This is a genomic window from Corynebacterium sp. P4-C1 (assembly GCF_030503595.1).
Classification (GTDB): domain Bacteria; phylum Actinomycetota; class Actinomycetes; order Mycobacteriales; family Mycobacteriaceae; genus Corynebacterium.
Genome location: NZ_CP129966.1, coordinates 789,752 through 810,553, shown reverse-complemented (window position 1 = coordinate 810,553; position 20,802 = coordinate 789,752). Strand labels below are relative to the sequence as shown.

Here is a 20,802-nt window from a genome sequence, read left to right as displayed (position 1 = left end):
GTCCTACCCGGGGATCCCATCCCAGAGCTGGAGCCGGGCCCCGCAACGCATCAGACGGCAGCCACCAGCAGGGGCCGCTCCGGCTGCGCTGCCCAGATCAGGCGTCCCGCTCGGTGCGCGGGCGGCGCCACTGGTTGAGGATCTCGGCGTCGCCCTCAGTGCGCACGCGGAGCTCGCCGACCCCGTTTTCGGGCCAGAAGCGGCTCGCCATGGTGACGGCGCCGCCGCCGGCGAAGAGTTCGATGGCGGAGCCGTCGACAAGCATGGAGATGTGGTCCTCGTCCTCGTCGTCGAGTTCGGCGGTGGCGGGGGAGCCGTCCAGGCGGTCGAGGGTGATCCGGTCGCCCGAGTGGGTGATCACAGCGGTGACTTCGCCGTGGGTGTCCAGCACCTCGACTGTGACCGAGGAGCCCACGGGGATTTCGCACATGCCCGTCCAGAGCTTGGCACGCTGGGTGGCGCTGACAGCGTCGGGAAGCCCCTGCGCAGGGGTCTGGTACAGCTTGCCACCGGCGAGGGTGACCACACGCGGGAGGGACAGGGCGTTCGCCCAGCCTTCGGCCTCCCAGGATGGCTGGGTTGTCGGGTCGCCGCCGCGGCCGGTCGCAGCGAGAAGTCCGAAGATGCGGGCTTCGGCGTAGCGCTCGTCGTCGGTCTGCGTGCCGCGCACGACGTTGGTGCTGCGCGGGCGGGTGAAGTCGTGGCCGTGGTCGAGACGCGCGAACGGCGTCTTGACGGTGAACTCGGTCTCATCGAGCGTGCCCACGAGGTAGCCGGACACTTCGCCGTCCTCGAGTTCGACGGTGAGGAAGAGGATGTCGTAGATCTCGCCGTCCTCTTCGTCGCGCAGGCGGATGATGCGCGGGGCGACGGTCACAGCGTCGTCGTCGAGCCCGGTGGCGCCGTTGAAGCGCAACGGGCCGAGCAGAGCCCAGGAAATTCCGTCAGGCGAGTCCAGCACCACCGGCACCGGCTTCTCTGACGGGCCACTGCTCGCGACCATGATCCATCCGGACTGCCCGAGGTCCCGGTCGCCGTTCTCGTTCCAGGCCGGCACGACACAGGGGGAACGGAAGCGGCTGAAGCGCCCGACGTCCTTCACCACGGGGCCGAGTCGGCGCACGCCGGGGTCGATGTCGCCGGCTTCGTTGACTTCGTCGCACAGCGTCTCGATTTCGTCGATACGCGCCGCCTGGATCGTCGTTCCGGCGTTGGTGACGGACGTGAAGTACAGGTCTGTGCCTTCTGCGGAGGAGACGACGGAGCCCGCCAGAACGCGGGTCTCACCGCCGACGGGCGCGACGACATCGTTGCACTCGTAGAAGTCGAACGGGTTGCCCTCGGAGTATTCGTGGGCCCACCGCGACGGGGCCTCGGCATCGGGCTGGTACTGGTAGAACAGGTGCCAGTCATCGCCGTCGCGAAGCATGCCGGCGGCGGCGTCGAGGATTCCCTTGTCCGCGGTGACATGGAGTTCCGGTCTCAAATTGCTCACAGTTTCGTCCTCCGGGTTACAGAAGCGACTTGTACACGTCGACGGTTTCTTGGGCGATCTTGTCCCAGGTGAATTCCTGTTTCACGCGGGTCAGGCCAGCTGCCGCGAAGCGTGAGGTGGTCTCCGCGTCCTGGGCGAGCGCGTTGACGGCGGCGGCGAGGTCTTTCTCGAAGGCCCGGGTGTCGTCCGCGTCGTAGTGGACCAGGGTACCGGTCTCGCCGTCGACGACAACCTCGGGAATACCGCCCACGTCGGACGCGACGACGGCGGTGTTGCACGCCATCGCCTCCAGGTTCACGATGCCGAGCGGCTCGTACACCGACGGGCAGACGAAGATGTCGGCCGCGGAGTAAATGTCGCGGATGTCTTCCTTCTGGAGCATTTCCGTCACCCAGTGCACGCCGTCGCGCGTTTCGCGGAGCTTATCGACGAGCCCCTCCATCTCCTCCGCGATTTCCTTCGTGTCCGGTGCACCGGCGCACAGGATCAGCTGGATGCCGGGGTCGAAGTCCTGGGCCGCCTTCACCAGGTGGGGCACACCCTTCTGGCGGGTGATGCGGCCGACGAACGCGACGACAGGGCGGGTCGGGTCGATGCCGAGGCGGTCGATCACGCTGTTGGTCCCGCCGTAGCCGTCGCCGCGCAGGTCGGTCGTGGGGTGCCAGAACGCCGTGTCGATGCCGTTGAGGACGGTGTGGACGCGGGATTCGTCGATACGCGGGTAGGCGCGCAAGATGGCGTCCTTCATACCGGCGGAAACACCGATGACCGCGTCCGCGTTCTCCATCGCGTTCTTCTCGGACCAAGAGGAGACGTCGTAGCCGCCGCCGAGCTGCTCGCGCTTCCACGGGCGGTCGGGCTCGAGGGAGTGCGCGGTGACAACGTGCGGGATGCCGTGCAGCAGACCCGCGAGGTGACCGCCGAGCCCCGCATACCAGGTGTGGGAGTGGACGATGTCGACGTTATCGGCGGCGTCGGCCATACGCAGGCCGGTCGACATCGTCTTGATGGCGCCGTTCGCCTCTTCCAGCGCGGGGTCGACACCGTGGACGTAGACGTTCTCGGCGTCGCGGGGCTGGCCCATGCAGTGGACGTCAACTTCGACGCCGTCGAGCTCTCGCATGAAACGCGTGAGCTCTGTGACGTGGACCCCCGCGCCACCGTAGATTTCCGGCGGATATTCGCGGGTCATCATTCCGACTCTCATGCCCTCCGAGACTAGTAGCGTTTCGGCGGGCGTGCAGGCACCCGCGGGTGGAGGTGGCGCACGTGTGATTTTGTGCGGAGGTAGTGCAGGTTTAACTGTTCTTCCCTAGTGTTGGGGGTGTGAACAGCCAGCCGAATGTCCTCGCCATTGTCCTCGCGGGCGGAGAAGGCAAGCGCCTTTTTCCGTTGACCCTCGACCGCGCTAAGCCCGCCGTGCCGTTTGGCGGGAATTACCGTCTCGTTGATTTTGTCCTGTCGAACCTCGTCAACGCCGGCTACAACCGCATCGCGGTGCTGACGCAGTACAAGTCCCACTCGCTGGACCGCCACGTGGCTACCGCGTGGAATTTCTCGGGCCCGATGCACCAGTACATTGCGTCGGTTCCGGCGCAGCAGCGTTTGGGCAAGCGCTGGTACCAGGGGTCGGCGGACGCGCTTTTGCAGTCGTTGAACCTGATTTACGACGAGCAGCCGGACTACGTGCTCGTCTTCGGCGCCGATCACGTCTACCGGATGGATCCGTCGCAGATGGTGGAGGACCACATCGCGTCGGGCAAATCGTGCACGGTCGCCGGTATCCGCGTGCCGCGCAGCGAGGCGACGGCGTTCGGCTGCATCCAGTCCGACGACAGCGGCACGATCACGGAGTTCCTGGAGAAGCCGGCCGACCCGCCGGGCACCCCGGACGACCCGGAGGCGACGTACGCGTCGATGGGCAATTACTGCTTCTCGACGGAGGCCCTCATCGACGCCCTCCGCGAAGACAACGAGAACGACGACTCCGACCACGACATGGGCGGGGACATCATTCCGTTCTTCGTCGGGAAGGGAGACGCCCACGTCTACGACTTCTCCGCCAACCAGGTGCCCGGCGCGACTGAGCGCGATATGGGCTACTGGCGCGACGTCGGCACCATCGACTCCTTCTATGAGGCGCACATGGATCTGATTTCGATCCACCCGGTGTTCAACCTGTACAACAAGTCGTGGCCGATCCACTCCACCGAGGATGAGAACCTGCCGCCGGCGAAGTTCGTGTCGGGCGGTATCGCGCAGGAGTCGATCATCGCGCCGGGCTCCATCATTTCGGGTTCGACGGTGCGCAATTCGGTCCTGTCGACGGACGTGCGCGTCGAGGAAGGCGCGACGGTCGAGTCGTCGGTGCTGATGCCGGGTGTCCGCGTGGGCCGCGGAGCTGTGGTGCGCCACGCCATCCTTGACAAGAACGTCTACGTCTCCGACGGCGCCACTGTCGGTGTCGACGAGGACAACGACCGTGCCCGGGAGTTCACGATCTCCAAGGCTGGAGTCGTGGTGGTGGGCAAGTCGGGTGTCGTGGAGTAGGCGGGCCCAGGCGCGCTGAGCCAGCCGCAGCGCCAGCCAGCCCGGCGCGCTAGCCAGATCCCGCTAGCCAGATCCCGCCGCGCTAGGCCAGGCGGGTCACCAGGGTCACCCCGGAGTCCAGGGGGAGGCGGGTGACCAGGGTGCCCTCGAGCCCGTCTACAAGCTCATCGGCTTCGCGCGCGGCGAGGGTGCCGCGGTCTTTGCGGGTGGGGTCGGTGATGGTGGCGTCGAGAAGCGCGCCGGCGAGCACGAGTGTGCCGCCGGGGGACAGCAGGGGCCATGCGGCCTCGACAACACCGGGCAAATCGATCGGGTCGACGTCGGCGTAGACGAGGTGGTAGGCACCCGCCGCCAGGCGGCCGAGCACATCGAGTGGGCGCGACGGCAGGAAGCGCGCACGCGACGCGCCGTACCCGGCGTCACGGAACGCGGCCTTCGCCCGCGCCTGGTGCTCAGCCTCCGGGTCGATGCACGTCAGCGACGACTTCTCCGGCAGGCCCGCGAGAATGTGCAGCCCCACAACACCGGCGGCCGGGGTCATCGCGACAGCGCCCGTCGCACCGGCTGCAGCGTGCCCGGCGGCGGCCAGGGTGCCCAGCAGGTCGCCCACCGCAACGCTCGGGGTGGGCAGGGAGTATTCGGAGGCGTCGGAGCGGGCGTCGATAAGCGTGCCGTCCTGCTCTTTGGCCGTGATGTACTCGTTGAGGGAGGTAAATGCTGAATCGCTCACACGCTCATCCTACGAAACAGACCCCGCCCGTGCGGGGAGCAGCGCGGTGCGCAACAATAGGAGCATGCAAGACGACGTGACGGGCACCGCCGCTTTCGACGCTGGGAGCGGAGCAATGCCCACCTGGGCCGAACTCGTCGAGGAGCACGCCGACAGCGTTTACCGCCTCGCGTTCCGTCTCTCCGGCAACCAGCAGGACGCCGAGGACCTGACGCAGGAGACGTTCATGCGTGTGTTCCGCAACGTGAAAACGTACAAGCCAGGCACGTTCGAGGGGTGGCTGCACCGCATCACGACCAACCTGTTCCTCGATATGGTGCGACACCGCAGCAAGATCCGCATGGAGGCGCTGCCCGAGGATTACGAGCGCGTGCCCGGCACCGCCCCGACCCCCGAGCAGGTGTACTCCGAGACGAACCTCGACCCGGCGCTGCAGGCCGCGCTCGACGAGCTGAGCCCCGAGTTCCGCGTGTCTGTCGTGCTCGCCGATGTCGTCGGGATGAGCTACGAGGAGATCGCGAAGACGCTCGGCGTGAAGATGGGCACCGTCCGTTCGCGCATCCACCGCGGCCGCAGTCAGCTCCGCGCGTCGCTCGAGGCGCAGGCCGTGTCCAGCGAGGCGGCGCGCGAGCTCATCCGCGCGAGGTGACGGCGGTGCCCAAGTTCGATTCGATCGACCACCTCAATTTCGAAGCCGTCGCCGCGCTTATCGACGACGAGCTCACCCCCACCGCCTACCACCGCGCCCAGCAGCACCTGATACAGTGCCCGGACTGCCGCCGTGAAGTGGCGCAGCAGCGCGCCGCCGCCGAGGCTGTCCGCGAGCACAACACCGACGGGTGCTTGCGTGCCCCGCGGTCGTTGGTGGAGCGGCTGGCGCACTTGGAGGAGAGCGAGGATGCCGAGGCTGGCTCCGTTTCCGGCGGTCCGTCGCGCCGCTCCAACCGGCCGGGCCTGAAGTGGCCTGTTTCCTGGCCCCGGCTAGGTGACGGGCTAAGCTAGAGGCGTGTTTGACTCAATCGGCTGGGGCGAAATCTTCGTCGTCATTCTCGCGGGCTTGATCATTATCGGCCCGGAGCGTCTGCCTGGGGTCATCATGGATGTCCGCGCGGCCATCTTCGCGGCGCGCCGCGCCATCGACAATGCGAAGGAAGAGCTCTACGGCGACGAATTCGACGAGCTCCGCAAGCCGATGAGTACTGTCACCGAGTACGCGGCGATGGGGCCGAAGCGGGCGATCGCCAAGGTGCTTTTCGACGAAGACAGCTCCTACCTCGACCAGTTCGACCCCCGCCAGATGATGGACGGGGATCCCGCAGTGGGCAGGCGCGCCGGTTCGGCAGCGGCCGGTGGCACGGGGCAGTCTGAGCAGCCCGTGCAGTCCGAGCCACCGGCGCAGCCCGAAGCCCCGCGCCGTTCCAAGCCGCGGCGCATGCAGCCCGGCATGGGTGCGGAGCAGCCGAAGCAGTCCGGTGGGGGCGGGTTCTCGTGGACGGATGTGACCTAGGAGCTAGAAGCTAGGGGCTAGTCGCGGGTCACGCCGAGGTTGAGGCTCCTGCCGGCGAGGGAATCGCGGCGGATCTTCAGCTTGTCCGCGATGCCGGCGATGGCCTTGCCGGAAGGGGAGTCGGGAGCCTGAACGGCGATGGGGGTGCCTTCGTCGCCTTGGACACGCAGCTGCGGATCGAGGGGGACAGAGCCGAGCAGGGGAACCTCGGTGCCGGTGATCGCGGTGAGACGCTCGGCGACGTTCTCGCCGCCGCCGCTGCCGAAGATGTCCATGGTGGTGCCGTCGGGCATGACCATCGCGGACATATTCTCAATCACGCCGGCGACGCGCTGACCGGTCTGCTGGGAGATGGAGCCGGCGCGCTCGGCGACCTCAGCGGCAGCGGCCTGCGGGGTGGTGACGATCAGCAGCTCGGCGTCCGGCACGAGCTGCGCCACTGTGATGGCGACATCGCCGGTCCCGGGCGGGAGATCCATGAACAGGACATCGAGGTCCGTCCAGTAGACGTCGGCGAGGAACTGCTGGATCGCCCTTGTGAGCATCGGGCCGCGCCACACGACGGGGGCGTTGCCCTCCACGAACTGGCCGATGGAGATGTGTCGGACACCGTGGGCGATCGGCGGCATGAGCATCTCGTCCACGACGGTCGGGCCCTGGCCCGCCGAACCCATGAGGCCGGGGATGGAGTGGCCGTAGATGTCGGCGTCGAGGATGCCCACGTTGAGGCCCTGCGCCGCCAGAGCGGTGGCCAGGTTCACCGTCATCGAGGACTTGCCGACGCCGCCCTTACCCGACGCCACCGCGTACACCCGGGTCGTCGAGCCCGGCTGCGCGAAGGGAATAACCGGTTCGGACCGGTCGCCCTTGAGGCGCTGCGCGAGGTTGCGGCGCTGCTCCTCGCTCATGGTGTGCATGGTCACGCTGACCTCGCCGACGCCGTCGAGTTCCTCGAGGACGGCGCGCACGTTCGACTCGATGGTGTCGCGCATCGGGCATCCGGCAATGGTCAAGTAGATGCCGACGGCTACATCGCGGCCGTCGATACGCACGGACTCGACCATGTCCAGGTCGGTGATCGGTTTGCCGATCTCGGGATCGTCGACACGCGCGAGGGCGTTGCGGACAGCGGCTTCTGAAATCGGGGCTGTATCAGTCATTGCACGTAAAGTATATGGCCTTCAGCGCCCGCGGCCGAAGCCGGCACTAGACTTGAGCGGGTAAGCGAACCCGACTTGAAGGAAGACCACCATGAGCCAGCTGAATCCGGCGCCCGGCGGCGCCTCCGCGTCCCGCCCCCGCGAAGGGCTGCAGCGCCCCTCCGGTTGGCCTGTCGGCAGCTTCCAGAATTACGCCGACGCGCAGGCCGCCGTCGACGGGCTGTCCGACCAGCAGTTCCCGGTGGAGAACCTCACGATCGTCGGTGTGGACCTCCTGCAGGTAGAGCGCGTCACCGGACGCCTGACCTGGGGCCGTGTGCTCGCGGGTGGTGCCCTGTCCGGCCTGTGGTTCGGTCTCTTCGTGGGCCTTCTGTTCGCTATTTTCACGCCAGACGTGTGGCCGTCGCTGCTGTCGGCGCTGGTGATCGGCCTGGTTTTCGGTATCGTGTTCGCGGCTATCGGGTACGCGTTCACGCGCGGCCGCCGCGATTTCTCCTCCGCGACGGCGATTGTCGCCGGCCGGTACGACATTCTCTGCGAGCCGAACCTTGCCCCCCAGGCGCGCGACATGATCGCCCAGATGGGGACCCGCCCGTCGCAGAACGCACAGCGTGACAGCGCTCCCCGCAACCCCCAGCACTAATGCGCACCCCGTCACGGAAAATCGCCGCCCTCGCGGCCCTCGCAGTCGCTTCGACCACTCTCGGTGGGCTCACGGCCTGCACGCAGCCCAAAGAGCCGGTGCGTATCGCCGCCGATCCGGCGGATCCGGAGCAGATGGTTCTGGCTGAGATCTACCGCCAGGTGGCGGAGTTGTCGGGTCGGGAAGTGGGGATCGTCGGCAAGCAGTTCGCTGACGACGGTGAGAAGCTCGCCCTCCTCCAAACCTTCGACGCGAATTTGGCGGTGATGTGCGTCGGATCTCTGGTCGTCTCCGCCAATCCGGGCGAGGCAAAAGCACTCGAGGCGAAGAAGACCGAGGCCGAAAAAGCCGATTCGAATGACACCGACTTGGCGCTGGCCACATACGATGCTGCCGTGGGCACCCTGCCGGGCAGCTTCACCACGGTCGATCCTTCACCCGCCGAGGGCTGTGCAGGCACCGAGCATGCGGGCTTGCCCCAGAACATCATTCCCGTGTACAAGGACGGTCTTTTCGACCGCGGCGTCCGAAACGCCATGAGCAAAGCCACCCGCGCGTTGTCCACGACCGATTTGGAAAAGCTTGTGGAGCGAGCCCAGGAAGACGGCGACCCCGGTGCCGCCGTCAACGAGTGGATGCAGGAGAAGACCGGCATGGGCTCCGAGCTGGAACGCATCGTCGACGAAGGGCAGGCCCGCGAGGCATAACCTCTCAGCGCACGCACCCGACGACTGGGCCGCGGGACCACAGCCCGAGACAGGCAACCAAAGAGTCGAAAACTTCGATCCATGGCTCGATGCCCGAGACTTGAGACGCGGGGACCCGGGGACCCAGACTTGGTCCCTAAGCCGTAGCGCCTAGACGGTTTTGGGCACGCCACATTGGCGGTCCTGCGTGGTGTTTTGCGGGGTCGCCGTGTCAGCTGTCAAGTAAGTCGGGTACGCCCCAGCAGTTGAGCAGTCCGGCGGTGCCAGTATCAGAGACGCGCCAGTAGTCGGGCAGTGCCTGAAGTCGTGCCCGCAGTCAGTGCCGGGATGGTGCTTATGGTCCTGCCTGTGTTCCGAAGAGCTGTTTCATGGCCCCGTAAGGGTGGCGGTTATTCGGTACTGGTGTGCCCCTGGGTGATACCCAGGACTCTTCATAACCTATACTTAGAAATTTCAAGGAGAAACACAGATAAGAGGAAACAAGAATGAAATCCCCCACTAAACTCGCAGCAGTAGCAGCCGGAGCCGCAGCTCTCATCGCAGGACACACCTCCGCCCTCGCCGCAACACCAGGCAACACCGTCCTCACCGGTGACAGCGTAGTAGCCAACCCAACCGTGCCTGACTTCTGGAAGAATAAAGCAAAAATCCAAGTAAACACCGGTGTCGGCTGTGTTACAGACGGGGCCATCGCCGACGAAATCGCCAACGCATCCGGCGGCGCACACGTCGACCAGTACCAATGCGCAGGCGCCTCCTTTTCCACCGGCGGTGTACATATCGACAATGCCCTGCGCACCGCAGCTCAACACGGTGACCTCAACCCACAAACCAAAAACGTAGTCATCGTCGCAGGAGTCAATGACACCTATCCCTACGGCCCCGACGTCCAAGCATCAGACCGCGCAATCCGCAACGGCCTCCGCAATGCCATCAACATCGCCCACCACCACGCACCCAACGCCAAAGTCATGGTAGTCGGCTACCCCCACGTCTCTTTCAACAACATGTCCTGCTACAACAGCGGACTCGGCTCATCCAACCCCCTCCCCATTCCGGCCGGCAACACTGCAGGTACCGAGCAGCGCCTACAGAACACCCTCCGCGAAGTAGCACAACAAAACAACGCCACCTTCCTCGACACATGGCCAATGTCCGAAGGACACGATGTCTGTTCCCCAGACCGCTGGTGGGTAAACCTCATCGACATCATGCCACCAGCACCAGGCAATCTTCCTCTCCACCTCAATGCCCACGGCACCCACGCCTACGGCCAATTCATCGGACACAACCTCGCTAAGTAACCCCGCGGGTGGGGTTGGCGCCGGCTTGCGCTGCGAATTGGTTCATGCCACAAACGCTAAACCACTTGCAAGCCGAGGTCTATCGAACAATGTCTACTTCAGTAGACAACGCCCAAACACGCAGGCCACAAGGGGTACGAAATCGGCGATTTGGGCCGAAAAGCGGCGAAACCGAACTCGAAGAGAGAGCTCAAGCGCGACTGAACCGGCAGAAACAGAGTTGAGACGGCGAAAAACCGGGGATTGAACCGGCGACAACTAGCGAAGAACCGGGGGGGGAAACAGAGCGAATCGCGGCGGCGGGAATATGGGGAAGCGGGCGGATTCGGGAGCGGTTGGTACTGGACCGAGGCGGCTGGGGGAAGCGCCGAGACAGCACAACCCCCGCCGCACGCCGCAAAGGGCGAGGGCGGGGGTTGGGTAGGGGGCTTAGGCGAAGGCTTCGTCGATAAGCGCCTTCTCCTCTTGCTGGTGGATCTTGCTCACGCCGGTCGCGGTGGTGGACATTGCGCGGCGGGAGACGCGGCGCATCGGCGGGAGGTCGTCCACGAGGTTGGCCAGGTGCTCGTTGTAGAACGGCCACGGACCCTGGTTGGCGGGCTCGTCCTGCACGAAGCGGACCTCCTTGGCGTTCGGGTAGTTGGCGAACGCCTTGTTGAGGCGGTTGAAGGGGATCGGGTGGAGCATCTCGATGCGGATGATCGCGACGTCGTCACGCCCGTCCTTCTGGCGGCGCTTCTCCAGGTCGTAGTAGACCTTGCCGGAGCACAGGATGATGGTGGTCACCTTGTCGGCGTCGCCGATGACCTTGTTCTTCGCGTCGACGATGTTCGGGTCGTCGATGACGGAACGGAAGGACTTGGCCTCGATGAAGTCTGCCGGCTGGGAGACGGCGGCCTTGTTGCGCAGCATCGACTTCGGGGTGAAGACGACCAGCGGGCGGCTCATATCGCCGAGAGCCTGACGGCGCAGCAGGTGGAAGTGGTTTGCTGGCGTCGACGGCTGGGCGATCGTCATAGAGCCCTCGGCGACGAGCTGCAGGAAGCGCTCGATGCGTGCCGACGAGTGGTCCGGGCCCTGGCCCTCGTAGCCGTGCGGCAGGAGCATGATCAGGCTGGACAGCTGTCCCCACTTGGTTTCGCCGGAGGAGATGTACTCGTCGATGATGGTCTGGGCGCCGTTGGCGAAGTCGCCGAACTGGGCCTCCCATGCGACGAGGGCGTCCTGGTTGCCGACGGTGTAGCCGTACTCGAAGCCGAGACCGCCGAACTCGGTCAAGGCCGAGTTGTAGATGCGGAAGCGGCCGCCGTTGCCTTGCTCGATGGCGTTGGCGTCGAGCGGGTTGTACTGCTCGCCGGTGTTCGGGTCGAAGAGGATGCCGTGGCGCTGGGTGAAGGTGCCGCGCTTGGAGTCCTCGCCGGCGAGACGGACGAGCTTGCCCTCCGCCGCCAGGGAGCCGAAGGCGAGCAGCTCGCCCCAGGCCCAGTCGATGTTGCCGTTCTCGAAGGAGCCGCCGCGGGACTTCAGCACCGACTTGAGGCGCTTGTTGGGGGTGAAGTCGCCGGGCAGGTTGGCATAGGTGCCGGCAAGCTGCTGGAACGTGTCTTCGGTGATGGAGGTGTCCAAGCCGCGGGTGAGCGACTGGGATTCGGTGATGCCGTGCTGCTCGGCGGGGGATCCGCCGTCTTCCTTGACGTCGTTGAACACGGAGTCCAGCTGGTCGTGGAAGTCGCGCTTGGCGATCTCGGCTTCTTCCTCGGTGAGGTCGCCGCGGCCGATGAGGTCCTTGGTGTAGCGGGTGCGCACCGACGGGTGGGATTCGATGCGGTCGTACATCACTGGCTGGGTCACCGACGGGTCGTCGGCCTCGTTGTGGCCGCGCAGGCGGTAGCACAGCAGGTCGATGAAGACGTCTTTGCCGAACTCGCGGCGGTACTCGGTGGCGAGCTGGCCGACCCATGCGGCGGCCTCCGGGTCGTCGCCGTTGACGTGGAAGACCGGGCAGTCGAAGCCCTTGGCCAGGTCAGTGGCGTAGTAGGAGGAGCGGCCCTGGTCCGGGGTGGTGGTGAAGCCGATCTGGTTGTTCACCACGATGTGGACGGTGCCGCCGACGTCGTAGCCGTTGAGCTTGGACATGTTCAGGGTTTCCTGAACGACACCGAGACCGGTGAAGGATGCGTCGCCGTGGAGCATCATCGGGACGACGGAGTGGTCGTCGGCGTTCTTGTTGTGGTTCAGGATGTCCTGCTTGGCGCGGGCGATGCCGACCATGACGGGGTCGACGGCCTCCAGGTGGGACGGGTTGGCGGCGAGGGTGACCTTGATTTCGCCGTCGCCGAACATCTGGATGTGCTCGCCCTCGAAGCCGAGGTGGTACTTCACGTCGCCGGAGCCGCCCTGCTGAGCGGGCTGCAGGTTGCCCTCGAACTCGCCGAAGATCGTCTTGACGGGCTTGCCGACGATGTTGAACAAGACGTTCAGGCGTCCACGGTGCGGCATGCCGATGACCACTTCGTCGAGGCCCTGGCCGGCAGCGGTGTCGATGACGGCGTCCATGAGCGGGATCAGGGTCTCGGCGCCCTCGAGGGAGAAGCGCTTCTGGCCGAGGTACTTGGTCTGCAGGAAGTTCTCGAATGCCTCCGCGGCGTTGAGCTTCTGCAGAATGTACTTCTGCTCGGCGTTGGTCGGCTTGGGCATGCCGACCTCGATGCGGTCGCGCAGCCATTCGCGCTCGTCGCGGTCGAGGACGTGGGTGTACTCGGCACCGACGTGGAGGGTGTAGGCGGCGCGGAGGCGGGTGAGCACCTCGCGCAGGGTCATGGACTCCTTGCCGCCGAAGCCGCCGACGTTGAAGGTGCGGTCGAGGTCCCACAGGGTCAGGCCGTGGGTTTCGAGCAGCAGGTCGCGGGAGTCCGGCTTGGGTAGGCCCGGCTGGTGCCAGTGGAGCGGGTTGGTGTCCGCCATGAGGTGGCCGCGGGAGCGGTAGGCCTCGATGAGGTTCATCACGCGGGTGTTCTTGTCCACACCGCCGTTCGGGATGTCCTGGGCCCAACGCATGGGGGCGTAGGGGATCTGCATGGCGTTGTAGATCTCGTCCCAGAACTTGTCGTCGTTAAGCAGCTGCGAGATGTCGCGGAGGAATTCGCCGGACTCTGCGCCCTGGATGACGCGGTGGTCGTAGGTAGAGGTCAGCGTGGTCAGCTTGCCCACACCGAGCTCGGCGAGACGGTCCTCGGAGGCACCGGCGAATTCGGCCGGGTAGTCCATGGCGCCGACGCCGACGATGGTGCCCTGGCCCTTGGTCAGGCGCGGGATGGAGTGGCGGGTGCCGATGCCGCCCGGGTTGGTCAGCTGGATGGTGACGCCCTGGAAGTCGTCGATCTTCAGCTTGTTCTGGCGGGCGCGGGCGACGATGTCCTCGTAGGCCTTGACGAACTCGTCGAAGGTGAGGGTCTCGCACTCCTTAATGGCGGCGACGACGAGAGCGCGCGTGCCGTCCTTCTGCGGGAGGTCGATCGCGAGGCCGAGGTTGATGTGCTCGGGCGTGACGACGAAGGGCTTGCCGTCGACGACCTTGTAGTTCACGTTCATGCCCGGGTGGAGCAGGGCGGACTTGACGATGGCCCAGCCGATGATGTGGGTGAACGAGATCTTGCCGCCGCGGGTGCGCTTCAGGTGGTCGTTGATCTGGGCGCGGTTTTCGAACATGAGCTTGACCGGCATATCGCGCACGGTCGTCGCTGTCGGGACGGTCAGGGACTCGTCCATGTTCTTCGCGATGGCCTTGAAAGTGCCCTTCAGCTGGGTCTCGCCGGCTTCGGGCAGTGGCTTGAGGCGGTCCATCGGGGACTGCTTGGCCTTCTTCTTGTCTGCCTGCTTCTGCGAGGGCTTCGGCACCTCCTTGACGGCGGTGTCGACGCGGGTCTCGCGGCCGTCCTGGCTCGGGGCGCCGGTGGTGTCGGCGACCTTGGCCGCGGTGCGGGCCTTGTGCGGTTGCGAGGTGTTCCCCGCGGCCTTCTTCGCTGCGGGGGAGACGAGCGGGGCAGCCTTGGCCGCGGCCGGTTTGCCGCCCTTTTCGAACATCTCGCGCCACTCCTCGTCGACGGAGTTGGGATCGTCCTTGTACTGCTGGAACATCTCATCAACCAGCCAGTCGTTTTGGCCGAATGTGCTCTCGCTGCTCACGGCAGGTACTCGCCTCGTTTCTTAGTTCTACGTGTGTTTTTGATCGCTTTATTGATCAGTGTCAATCAATGACTAACAGCCCACAATACTGCATAGTGACCGGCCTGCTTGAGCAGGTCGGCGTGGGGTCCGTCTTCAATGATACGTCCTTGGTCGACGACGAGTATTCGGTCGGCCTCCGCGGCGGTGGCGAGGCGGTGCGCGACGATCACGGATGTGCGCCCAACTGTGGTTTTTGCGGAGGCGTCGAGCACGCTGCGCTCGGTGGCGGGGTCGAGGGTCGCGGTGGCTTCGTCGAGGAGGACGACGTCGGGGTGGAGCATTTCGGCGCGGGCGAGGGCGATGATCTGCCGCTGCCCGGAGCTTAAGCCGCGGCCGCGTTCGCCGACGCGCGCGTTGAAGCCGCCGGGGATGGCAGCGATGATGCCGAGCGCGCCGATGCGGCGCACGGCCTCCTCGATCTCGTCGTGGGCGGCATCGGGGGCACCGTAGGCGATGTTCTCGGCGACGGTGCCGGGGAATAGGTAGGACTCCTGGGGGACTTGGGCGAGGGCGCGGCGCCAGTCGGGGAGCGGGAACGCGGAGACGTCGGTGCCGCTCGCGGTCACAGTGCCTGTGACGGGGTCGTAGAAGCGGGCGAGCAGCTTGACGACGGTTGACTTGCCCGCCCCCGTCGCCCCCACCAGCGCGACGGTTTCGCCGGGCTGGAAGGCGACGGTGAAATCCTCGATGACGGGGGTAGTGCCGGGGGAGTACGCGAAGGTGACGTTGTTGAGCGCGAGTTCCCCGCGGGCGGCGTCGGCAGCGCCGGGGGAGGTGCCGGTGTCGGGGACGGTGGTGCGCTCGTCGAGAAGCTCGCGGATGCGGTCGAAGCTCACGGTGGCTTGCTGCCAGGAGTCGAAGATCTGGCCGAGCTGCTGGATGGGGCCGTAGAGCTGGCCGAGGTACATGGTGAAGGCCACGAGGACGCCGACGGACAGTGTGCCGTCGGCGATGCGGCCGGCGCCGATGCCGACGATGATGGCGGTCATGATCTGAGAGATCAGCTGCATGCCGTTGAAGTAGGTGGCCACGAGGAGCTGGGAGCGCATGCGCAGGCGCCGGTAGGTGTCGCTCTCCGCGGCGAAGTGTACTTCGGCGGACGGCTCCATGCGGTGCATCTGGCTGATGCGGATGCCGCCGATGAGTTCGGCGAATTCGCCGTTGACGGCGGAAATCTGGGCGCGGGCGGCGGCGTGGAAGCGCTTGGAGTAGTGGCGGAAAACGATTGTGACCAGCGCGATGAGCGGCACGGCGTAGAAGGCGGTGAGCGCGAGTGAGCCGTCGGTGGCCACGAGCATCGCGGCGACGCCGATAAGAGTGCCCACGGAGACGATCGCTTGGGCGAGCCCTGTCTGCAGGAAACTGGACAGGGTGTCGATGTCGGTGGTCATCCGCGTCATGATGCGCCCCGACAGGTGTGATTCGAAATAGCTCATCCCGAGGCTCTGCAGGTGGGAGTAGCTGCGCACGCGCAGACCGTAGAGGAGGCGTTCGCCGGAGCGGGCCGACAGGACGGTCATCGCGGCGTTCGCGAGCCAGGCGATGAGGACCACGGCCAGCGCTGCCCCGGAAACCAGCCACAGCGTGCGGGGGTCGCCGGCGTGAATGCCCTTATCGACGGCTGTGCGCACCAACGTCGGGAAGCTCAGATCCGCGAGCACGCCCACGACGAGCAGCGCTGTGACTCCCGCGATCAGCCACTTCACCGAGGAGAACATCGCGCGCAGTCCAGCCGGGATGGTGCCTTTGGGTTCCTCGTCAGCCGGCGGGAGGTGTTCAAGGCACTCGAGGAGCTCCGGGGTCGCGGTGACGACGCGGGCAGCGCCGCCGCCCCCGCCACCGCCGCCGACTCGGCCGAAACCTGCGGACGGGGCGGGGACGTGCTCGTGGGGGCCGACGTTGGGGAGCTCGGGCCAGAGTGCCGAGTGGGGCGGTTCCGGTTCGGGCTCGGGTTCGGATACGCGTTCAAGACCGGGGCCGACTCCAACGTCTCGTTGCGGGGTCTCGCCGGGGGCCATCAGGGCCTTGTAGGAGGGGTGGGCGGTGGCGGTGGCGCGGGGAGCGTCGATAAGCGCGGCGCCATGGTCCATGATGAGGACGCGCTCGGTGTGCTCCACCGTGGATTGGCGGTGCGCGACGGCGATGATGGTCACGCCGGGGAGGTTGTCATGCAGGTTGGCCAGGATGTCTGCTTCGGTGGTGGCGTCGATGGCGGAGGTGGCGTCGTCGAGGATGAGGACGCGCGGGCGGGCGAGCAGTGCGCGGGCGAGGGCGATGCGCTGCCTCTGGCCGCCGGATAAGGTGAGGCCGCGTTCGCCGACGACGGTGCTGTAGCCGTCGGGGAGGTCGGCGATGAATTCGTCGGCGCAGGCCATCCGGGCGGCGTGCGCGATGTCGTCGTCGGTGACGTCGGCGCCCATGGCGATGTTGTCGCGGATGGACAGGGAGAACAGGAATGCCTCGTCGAAAACGCACGTGACCTTGCTGCGGATCGCGTTGTGGGTGAGCTCGTCGTAGGGGATCTCGCCGTCAGGTGTGACCAGGGCGAGGTAGCCCTCGTCGGGCGCGTAGAAGCCGCCTGCGAGCTGGACAGCCATGGACTTGCCGGCGCCCGCCGGGCCGATGACAGAGACTTGTTCGCCGGGGGCGACGGTGAGGGTGAACCGGTCGAGGACGTCGCGGCCGTCGGCGCGGAAGGTGACGTCGTTGAACGCGATGCCGGCGGGGCCGTCGGGCAGCTCGCGCGGTGCGGCGGGGTCGGGGCGCTCGGGGGCGAGCTGGAGGACCTCTTCGAGCCGGTCGATGCCGCTCATGCCCATCTGGAGTGTGACGTAGGTGTTGGCCAGCATGGACATCAGCGACGTCAGAGAGCTCAGGTATGCGGTGAATGCGACGAAGCCGCCGACCGTCATGCCGCCGCGCAGCGCGATGAGTCCGCCGGCGACGATGGTGACTACGAGGGCGAGGTTGGGAAGCTGGCTCAGCGCGGGCTGGAAGCGGGCGGTGAGCTTGGCCGCGCGCATCTTAACGGCGTAGAGATGGCGGGCGAGACCGTCGAGGACCGCGACTTCGTGCTCCTCGCGGCCGAAGGCCTTGACCACGCGCACACCGGAGACCGTCTGCTCGACGTGGCTGGTCAGATCCGCGGCGGACTGCTGGTTCGCCCATGTCGCGGCGTAGAGCGCGGTGCGTGAGCGGCCCGCCACCCACACGATCAGCGGCAGGAAAGCCAGCGCCATCAGCGTCAGGGGCACGTCCACCCACGCCATGACTGCGATGGTGAGGAGGAGCTGCACCAGGCGGGACAGTGCCATCGGGCTCATCGCCAGTACGGAGAAGAGCTGGCCCAAGTCGGTGATGGAGCGGGAAACGATCTGCCCGGTGACGATCCGGTCTTGCCCGGGGCCGTCGAGCCGGTGGAGAGTTTTGAGCAGCTCCACGCGCACGTAGTGCTGGGAGCGGGTGGCCAGGTTTCCGGCAGCCCACCTGCGCAGCACCTGGAAGGCGAATTGGGCGACGGCAATGCCGGCCATGGTCCAGGCGATCGCCGCCACGCTGCCTTCACGGGCGCCGGTGGCCACGTCGACGGCCGTGCCTGTCAGCCCCGGCAGGGATGTCTGCAGCACCGCCGCGATCACGGCGGTGGCGAGGGTGAGCGCGGCGAACCCGGGGTTGGCCTTCAACGACCGGGTGATCAGGTGGCCGCGCAGCTTTTCCGCGATTGGCGTGGCTTACTCCTTCTCGATTGCGTCCGCGGCGGCCTCAGCCTCGGCGACATCCGCGTCCGTCGCGCCCGCCGCGCCGGCCTCCTCCTTGTCGCGGTTGCGGCTGAAGATGGCCAGGAAAGACTTCACGCGGGACGTGGTGTTCTTCTCTGCGGCGTCGAATTCGTCCTCCACCTCGGATTTGGCGGGCAGCTCGTTGGCGAACTCGGCGGGCGGCTGGCCCAGGTTGGGGTTGACACCCTCGATGACCTTCTTGGCCAGGGCGCGGTTGGCCATCGCGCCAGCGACAGCGCCGATGCCCAGCGGCATGAGCTTGCCCAGCCACATTCGGCGCAGACGGCGCTTCATCGACTTCATCAGGGAGCGGGTGAGCAAGCTGTTGGCCTGGCTCAGGGTGGGGCCGGAGAACTTCGACACCATCGCCACAGACGGCAGCTTCTGGGCGTCCGGGCCGACGAGCGTATCGACGATCGCCGCTCCCTGCGATCCCGACAGCACCATCAGCACGATGGCGCGGCGGCGCTCCGCATCGGAGATGTCCACACCGCGCAGGTAGGCGGAGCCGACGGTGTAGACAGCGGCCAGATCCACGAACACGAGAGACTCGCCGGCTACGGCGGCGGCCCCCGTGAAGAACCCGATGCCGGGGACTGCGGCCGCGCCGCCGGCGCCCGCACCGGTGCCGGAAGCGGCGTACATGAAGTGCTTGTCCATGAGCGTCTGGATCTCCGCCGGGGAAGCCTCCGGGTTAGAGCGGCGCAGGTGGTCGACATATGCGCGGATCACACCGGACTGCAGACGCACCGCACGGTCGAGACCCTTGATGAACGTCCTGCCCATGAAGTTGGCGTTCTTCTCGATCTCCTTGGCATCCATCGCCGCGGGTGCGCTGGCAGCCTGGTTCTTCTTGTCGTCCTTGCGGTTGCGGAAGAGGGCCATGTCGTTTCTCCTTCGAGCGCCTTATTGCGCGGCGCGTAGGGGTGGGCGTGCAATTCGTTCGGCCCGTGAAAAGCCAATGCACACCAATTTATAGGAGGGCGGGGAATGCTGTCGGGGAGGAGGTTGAGGTAGCGTCGACAAGCGTGCCGTGCGCTGTGCTGGCAGCCTTCTGTGCGCCGCGGTAGCTACAGTGGCGAGGCATGACCGCAAATCCCGTCGTGCGCACCACGTCCGGCCGTGTCCGGGGTGTCGTCGACCCGACGACGGGGATGCGCACGTGGCGGGGTGTGCCGTTCGGTGCGCCGACGGACGGGCAGCACCGTTTCCGGGCACCGCACCCGCGCGAGCCCTGGGAGGGCGTGCACGACGCGGTCCACTTCGCGCACCCGGCGATGCAGGGCACCTACGGCTGGAACGACCGCGTCAAGGGCACGGAGGACTGCCTCGTGCTCGACATCGTGCGCCCCGACACGGACGAGGAACTGCCGGTTGTGGTGTACATGCACGGCGGGACGTTCCTGACCGGCTCGTCGCACGAGAAAGTTCTGCAAGGGCACCGGTTCGCAAAAGCCACGGACATCGTCTACGTCTCGATCAATTTCCGCCTGGGTGTGCTCGGGTATCTGGACCTGCGCTCGCTCGGGGCCGATTGCGCCGCGAACCCGGGCACGATGGACCAGATCCTCGCCTTGGAATGGGTGCGCGACAACATCGCCGCTTTCGGCGGCGACCCGGACCGGGTGACAATCATGGGCGAATCCGCTGGCGCCGCCTCGGTGGTCACCCTGATGAGCTCGCCGCCCGCGCGCGGACTGTTCCACGGCGCTGTCGCCCAATCCACACCCGCGGCCGCGGTCCACTCGCGCATCCAGGCGGCAATGTGGGTGCGCAAGCTTCTCGACGGCATGGGCTTGTCCCGCCTGTCCACCCTCGAGGACCTGCGGCAGGTCGACGGCGAAGAGCTCGTGCGCGTGGGCAATTCTCTGCTGATCCGCAGCGGCGAACTGCCGTACCTCAACCTCGCGTTCATGCCGACCGTGGACGGGGAGGTGCTGCCGAGCCACCCGATCGACGTGTTCACCGCCAACGAGGAAGCGCCAGTGCCGCTGATCATCGGGTCGAATTCGGGCGAGGCCAGCTTCACCAAGGCGATGTATGTGTTCAACCGTTCCCGCGAGCGGGCCGCACGCCGCATCCTCGAGGTCTTCGACCCCGGGCACGCCGACGCCATCTTGGACGCCTACAACGGCGCACAGACCCGTAAGGACTTCGCGGAGCTGGTGGCCGACGCGGTGTTCTGGGCGCCTTCGGTGCGCCTGGCCACGGAGCACCGCCGTGTCGCGGATGTGTGGATGTACCACTTCGACCACGCCGCCCCGGCCGTCAAGCGCCTCGGCATCGGCGCCGTGCACACCGCGGACCTCGAGGCGGTTTTCGGGGCACCGTATTCCAGCCCCGCCGGCATTCTGCAGCGGCTCGGTCCCCAGAGCGACTTCGAGACTGTCAGCGAAATGATGCAGCGTAACTGGGGAGCCTTCTTCCACACAGGCCAGGTGGGGGAGGAATGGCCCGTCTATGGCTTCCGCTCCGAGGACGCGCCGGGCCGCGCCACCACCATCATCAGCGCCAACCCCCGTGTGGTGCGCGACCCGAAGGCGGAGAAGCGCCGCGCGTGGGAGGGCTTCAAATTCACGAGCTGGGGCACCGGCCGCCCGGAAGTCCTGGAGAGCGTGACGGACTTTCTCGGCCTCGAACCCGACGAGGAACCCTGACCGAAAGCCCGCCGGAAGTCGAAGAACCGGTGCGGTGGCACCA

The 20,802-nt window shown here is 66.5% G+C and carries 15 protein-coding genes; 8 read left to right on the top strand and 7 right to left on the bottom strand.

The annotated features are described in order from the left end of the window. Positions 1-97: 97 nt before the first annotated feature. Complete coding sequence (locus QYR03_RS03755) at positions 98-1,495, bottom strand: GH32 C-terminal domain-containing protein (protein WP_259851360.1); 1,398 nt, start codon at positions 1,493-1,495, stop codon at positions 98-100. A gap of 16 nt (positions 1,496-1,511) precedes the next feature. After that, the gene (gene glgA, locus QYR03_RS03750) at positions 1,512-2,702 is read right to left on the bottom strand and encodes a glycogen synthase (RefSeq protein WP_259851361.1); all 1,191 of its coding nucleotides are present in this window, start codon (positions 2,700-2,702) and stop codon (positions 1,512-1,514) included. 119 nt (positions 2,703-2,821) lie between these two features. Here glgA and glgC point away from each other — a divergent pair, with 119 nt between their 5' ends. Then, positions 2,822-4,045 carry a glucose-1-phosphate adenylyltransferase gene (glgC, locus tag QYR03_RS03745; protein ID WP_301713029.1) on the top strand — a complete coding sequence of 408 codons (1,224 nt, stop codon included), beginning with the start codon at positions 2,822-2,824 and terminating at the stop codon, positions 4,043-4,045. An 82-nt stretch (positions 4,046-4,127) separates the two neighbouring features. On the opposite strand, the gene QYR03_RS03740 is transcribed toward glgC, so the two are convergent. Beyond that, entirely contained in the window at positions 4,128-4,775 is a 648-nt protein-coding gene (locus tag QYR03_RS03740) for an O-methyltransferase (RefSeq protein WP_301713030.1), read from the bottom strand. Positions 4,776-4,839: 64 nt separating this feature from the next. Between QYR03_RS03740 and sigE the strand changes: the two genes are divergently transcribed. Genes sigE through QYR03_RS03725 form a run of 3 tightly spaced genes read left to right on the top strand, consistent with a single transcriptional unit; the run spans position 4,840 to position 6,282 of the window. After that, entirely contained in the window at positions 4,840-5,424 is a 585-nt protein-coding gene (gene sigE / locus QYR03_RS03735; protein ID WP_301978858.1) for an RNA polymerase sigma factor SigE, read from the top strand. A gap of 5 nt (positions 5,425-5,429) precedes the next feature. Further along, positions 5,430-5,777: an anti-sigma factor gene (locus tag QYR03_RS03730; RefSeq protein WP_259851365.1), complete on the top strand. Its 348-nt coding sequence runs from the start codon at positions 5,430-5,432 to the stop codon at positions 5,775-5,777. Between the two features lie 4 nt (positions 5,778-5,781). Continuing rightward, positions 5,782-6,282 (top strand): Sec-independent protein translocase TatB, encoded by a 501-nt coding sequence (locus QYR03_RS03725; protein ID WP_259851366.1) that lies wholly within the window; start codon positions 5,782-5,784, stop codon positions 6,280-6,282. Between the two features lie 17 nt (positions 6,283-6,299). Here QYR03_RS03725 and QYR03_RS03720 read toward each other — a convergent pair whose 3' ends face one another. After that, the gene (locus tag QYR03_RS03720) at positions 6,300-7,442 is read right to left on the bottom strand and encodes an Mrp/NBP35 family ATP-binding protein (protein ID WP_259851367.1); all 1,143 of its coding nucleotides are present in this window, start codon (positions 7,440-7,442) and stop codon (positions 6,300-6,302) included. A gap of 91 nt (positions 7,443-7,533) precedes the next feature. Between QYR03_RS03720 and QYR03_RS03715 the strand changes: the two genes are divergently transcribed. The 3 genes from QYR03_RS03715 (at position 7,534) to QYR03_RS03705 (ending at position 10,096) form a co-directional block, all read left to right on the top strand. After that, positions 7,534-8,085 (top strand): phage holin family protein, encoded by a 552-nt coding sequence (locus QYR03_RS03715; RefSeq protein WP_259851368.1) that lies wholly within the window; start codon positions 7,534-7,536, stop codon positions 8,083-8,085. After that, positions 8,085-8,792, top strand: coding sequence for a hypothetical protein (locus QYR03_RS03710; protein WP_259851369.1), 708 nt, complete (start codon positions 8,085-8,087; stop codon positions 8,790-8,792). Before QYR03_RS03715 ends, QYR03_RS03710 begins: the two co-directional genes overlap by 1 nt. A gap of 485 nt (positions 8,793-9,277) precedes the next feature. Then, positions 9,278-10,096: a GDSL-type esterase/lipase family protein gene (locus tag QYR03_RS03705; RefSeq protein WP_259851370.1), complete on the top strand. Its 819-nt coding sequence runs from the start codon at positions 9,278-9,280 to the stop codon at positions 10,094-10,096. A gap of 429 nt (positions 10,097-10,525) precedes the next feature. On the opposite strand, the gene QYR03_RS03700 is transcribed toward QYR03_RS03705, so the two are convergent. From QYR03_RS03700 to QYR03_RS03690, 3 genes are all read right to left on the bottom strand, one after another. Then, positions 10,526-14,281: a multifunctional oxoglutarate decarboxylase/oxoglutarate dehydrogenase thiamine pyrophosphate-binding subunit/dihydrolipoyllysine-residue succinyltransferase subunit gene (locus QYR03_RS03700; protein ID WP_301713031.1), complete on the bottom strand. Its 3,756-nt coding sequence runs from the start codon at positions 14,279-14,281 to the stop codon at positions 10,526-10,528. A gap of 65 nt (positions 14,282-14,346) precedes the next feature. Further along, positions 14,347-18,006, bottom strand: a complete 3,660-nt coding sequence (locus tag QYR03_RS03695; protein ID WP_301713032.1) for an ABC transporter ATP-binding protein — start codon at positions 18,004-18,006, stop codon at positions 14,347-14,349. Positions 18,007-18,054: 48 nt separating this feature from the next. After that, positions 18,055-18,987 (bottom strand): hypothetical protein, encoded by a 933-nt coding sequence (locus tag QYR03_RS03690; protein ID WP_301713033.1) that lies wholly within the window; start codon positions 18,985-18,987, stop codon positions 18,055-18,057. 200 nt (positions 18,988-19,187) lie between these two features. On the opposite strand from QYR03_RS03690, the gene QYR03_RS03685 reads away from it, so the two are divergent. Next, complete coding sequence (locus QYR03_RS03685; protein WP_301713034.1) at positions 19,188-20,759, top strand: carboxylesterase/lipase family protein; 1,572 nt, start codon at positions 19,188-19,190, stop codon at positions 20,757-20,759. Positions 20,760-20,802: the final 43 nt, after the last annotated feature.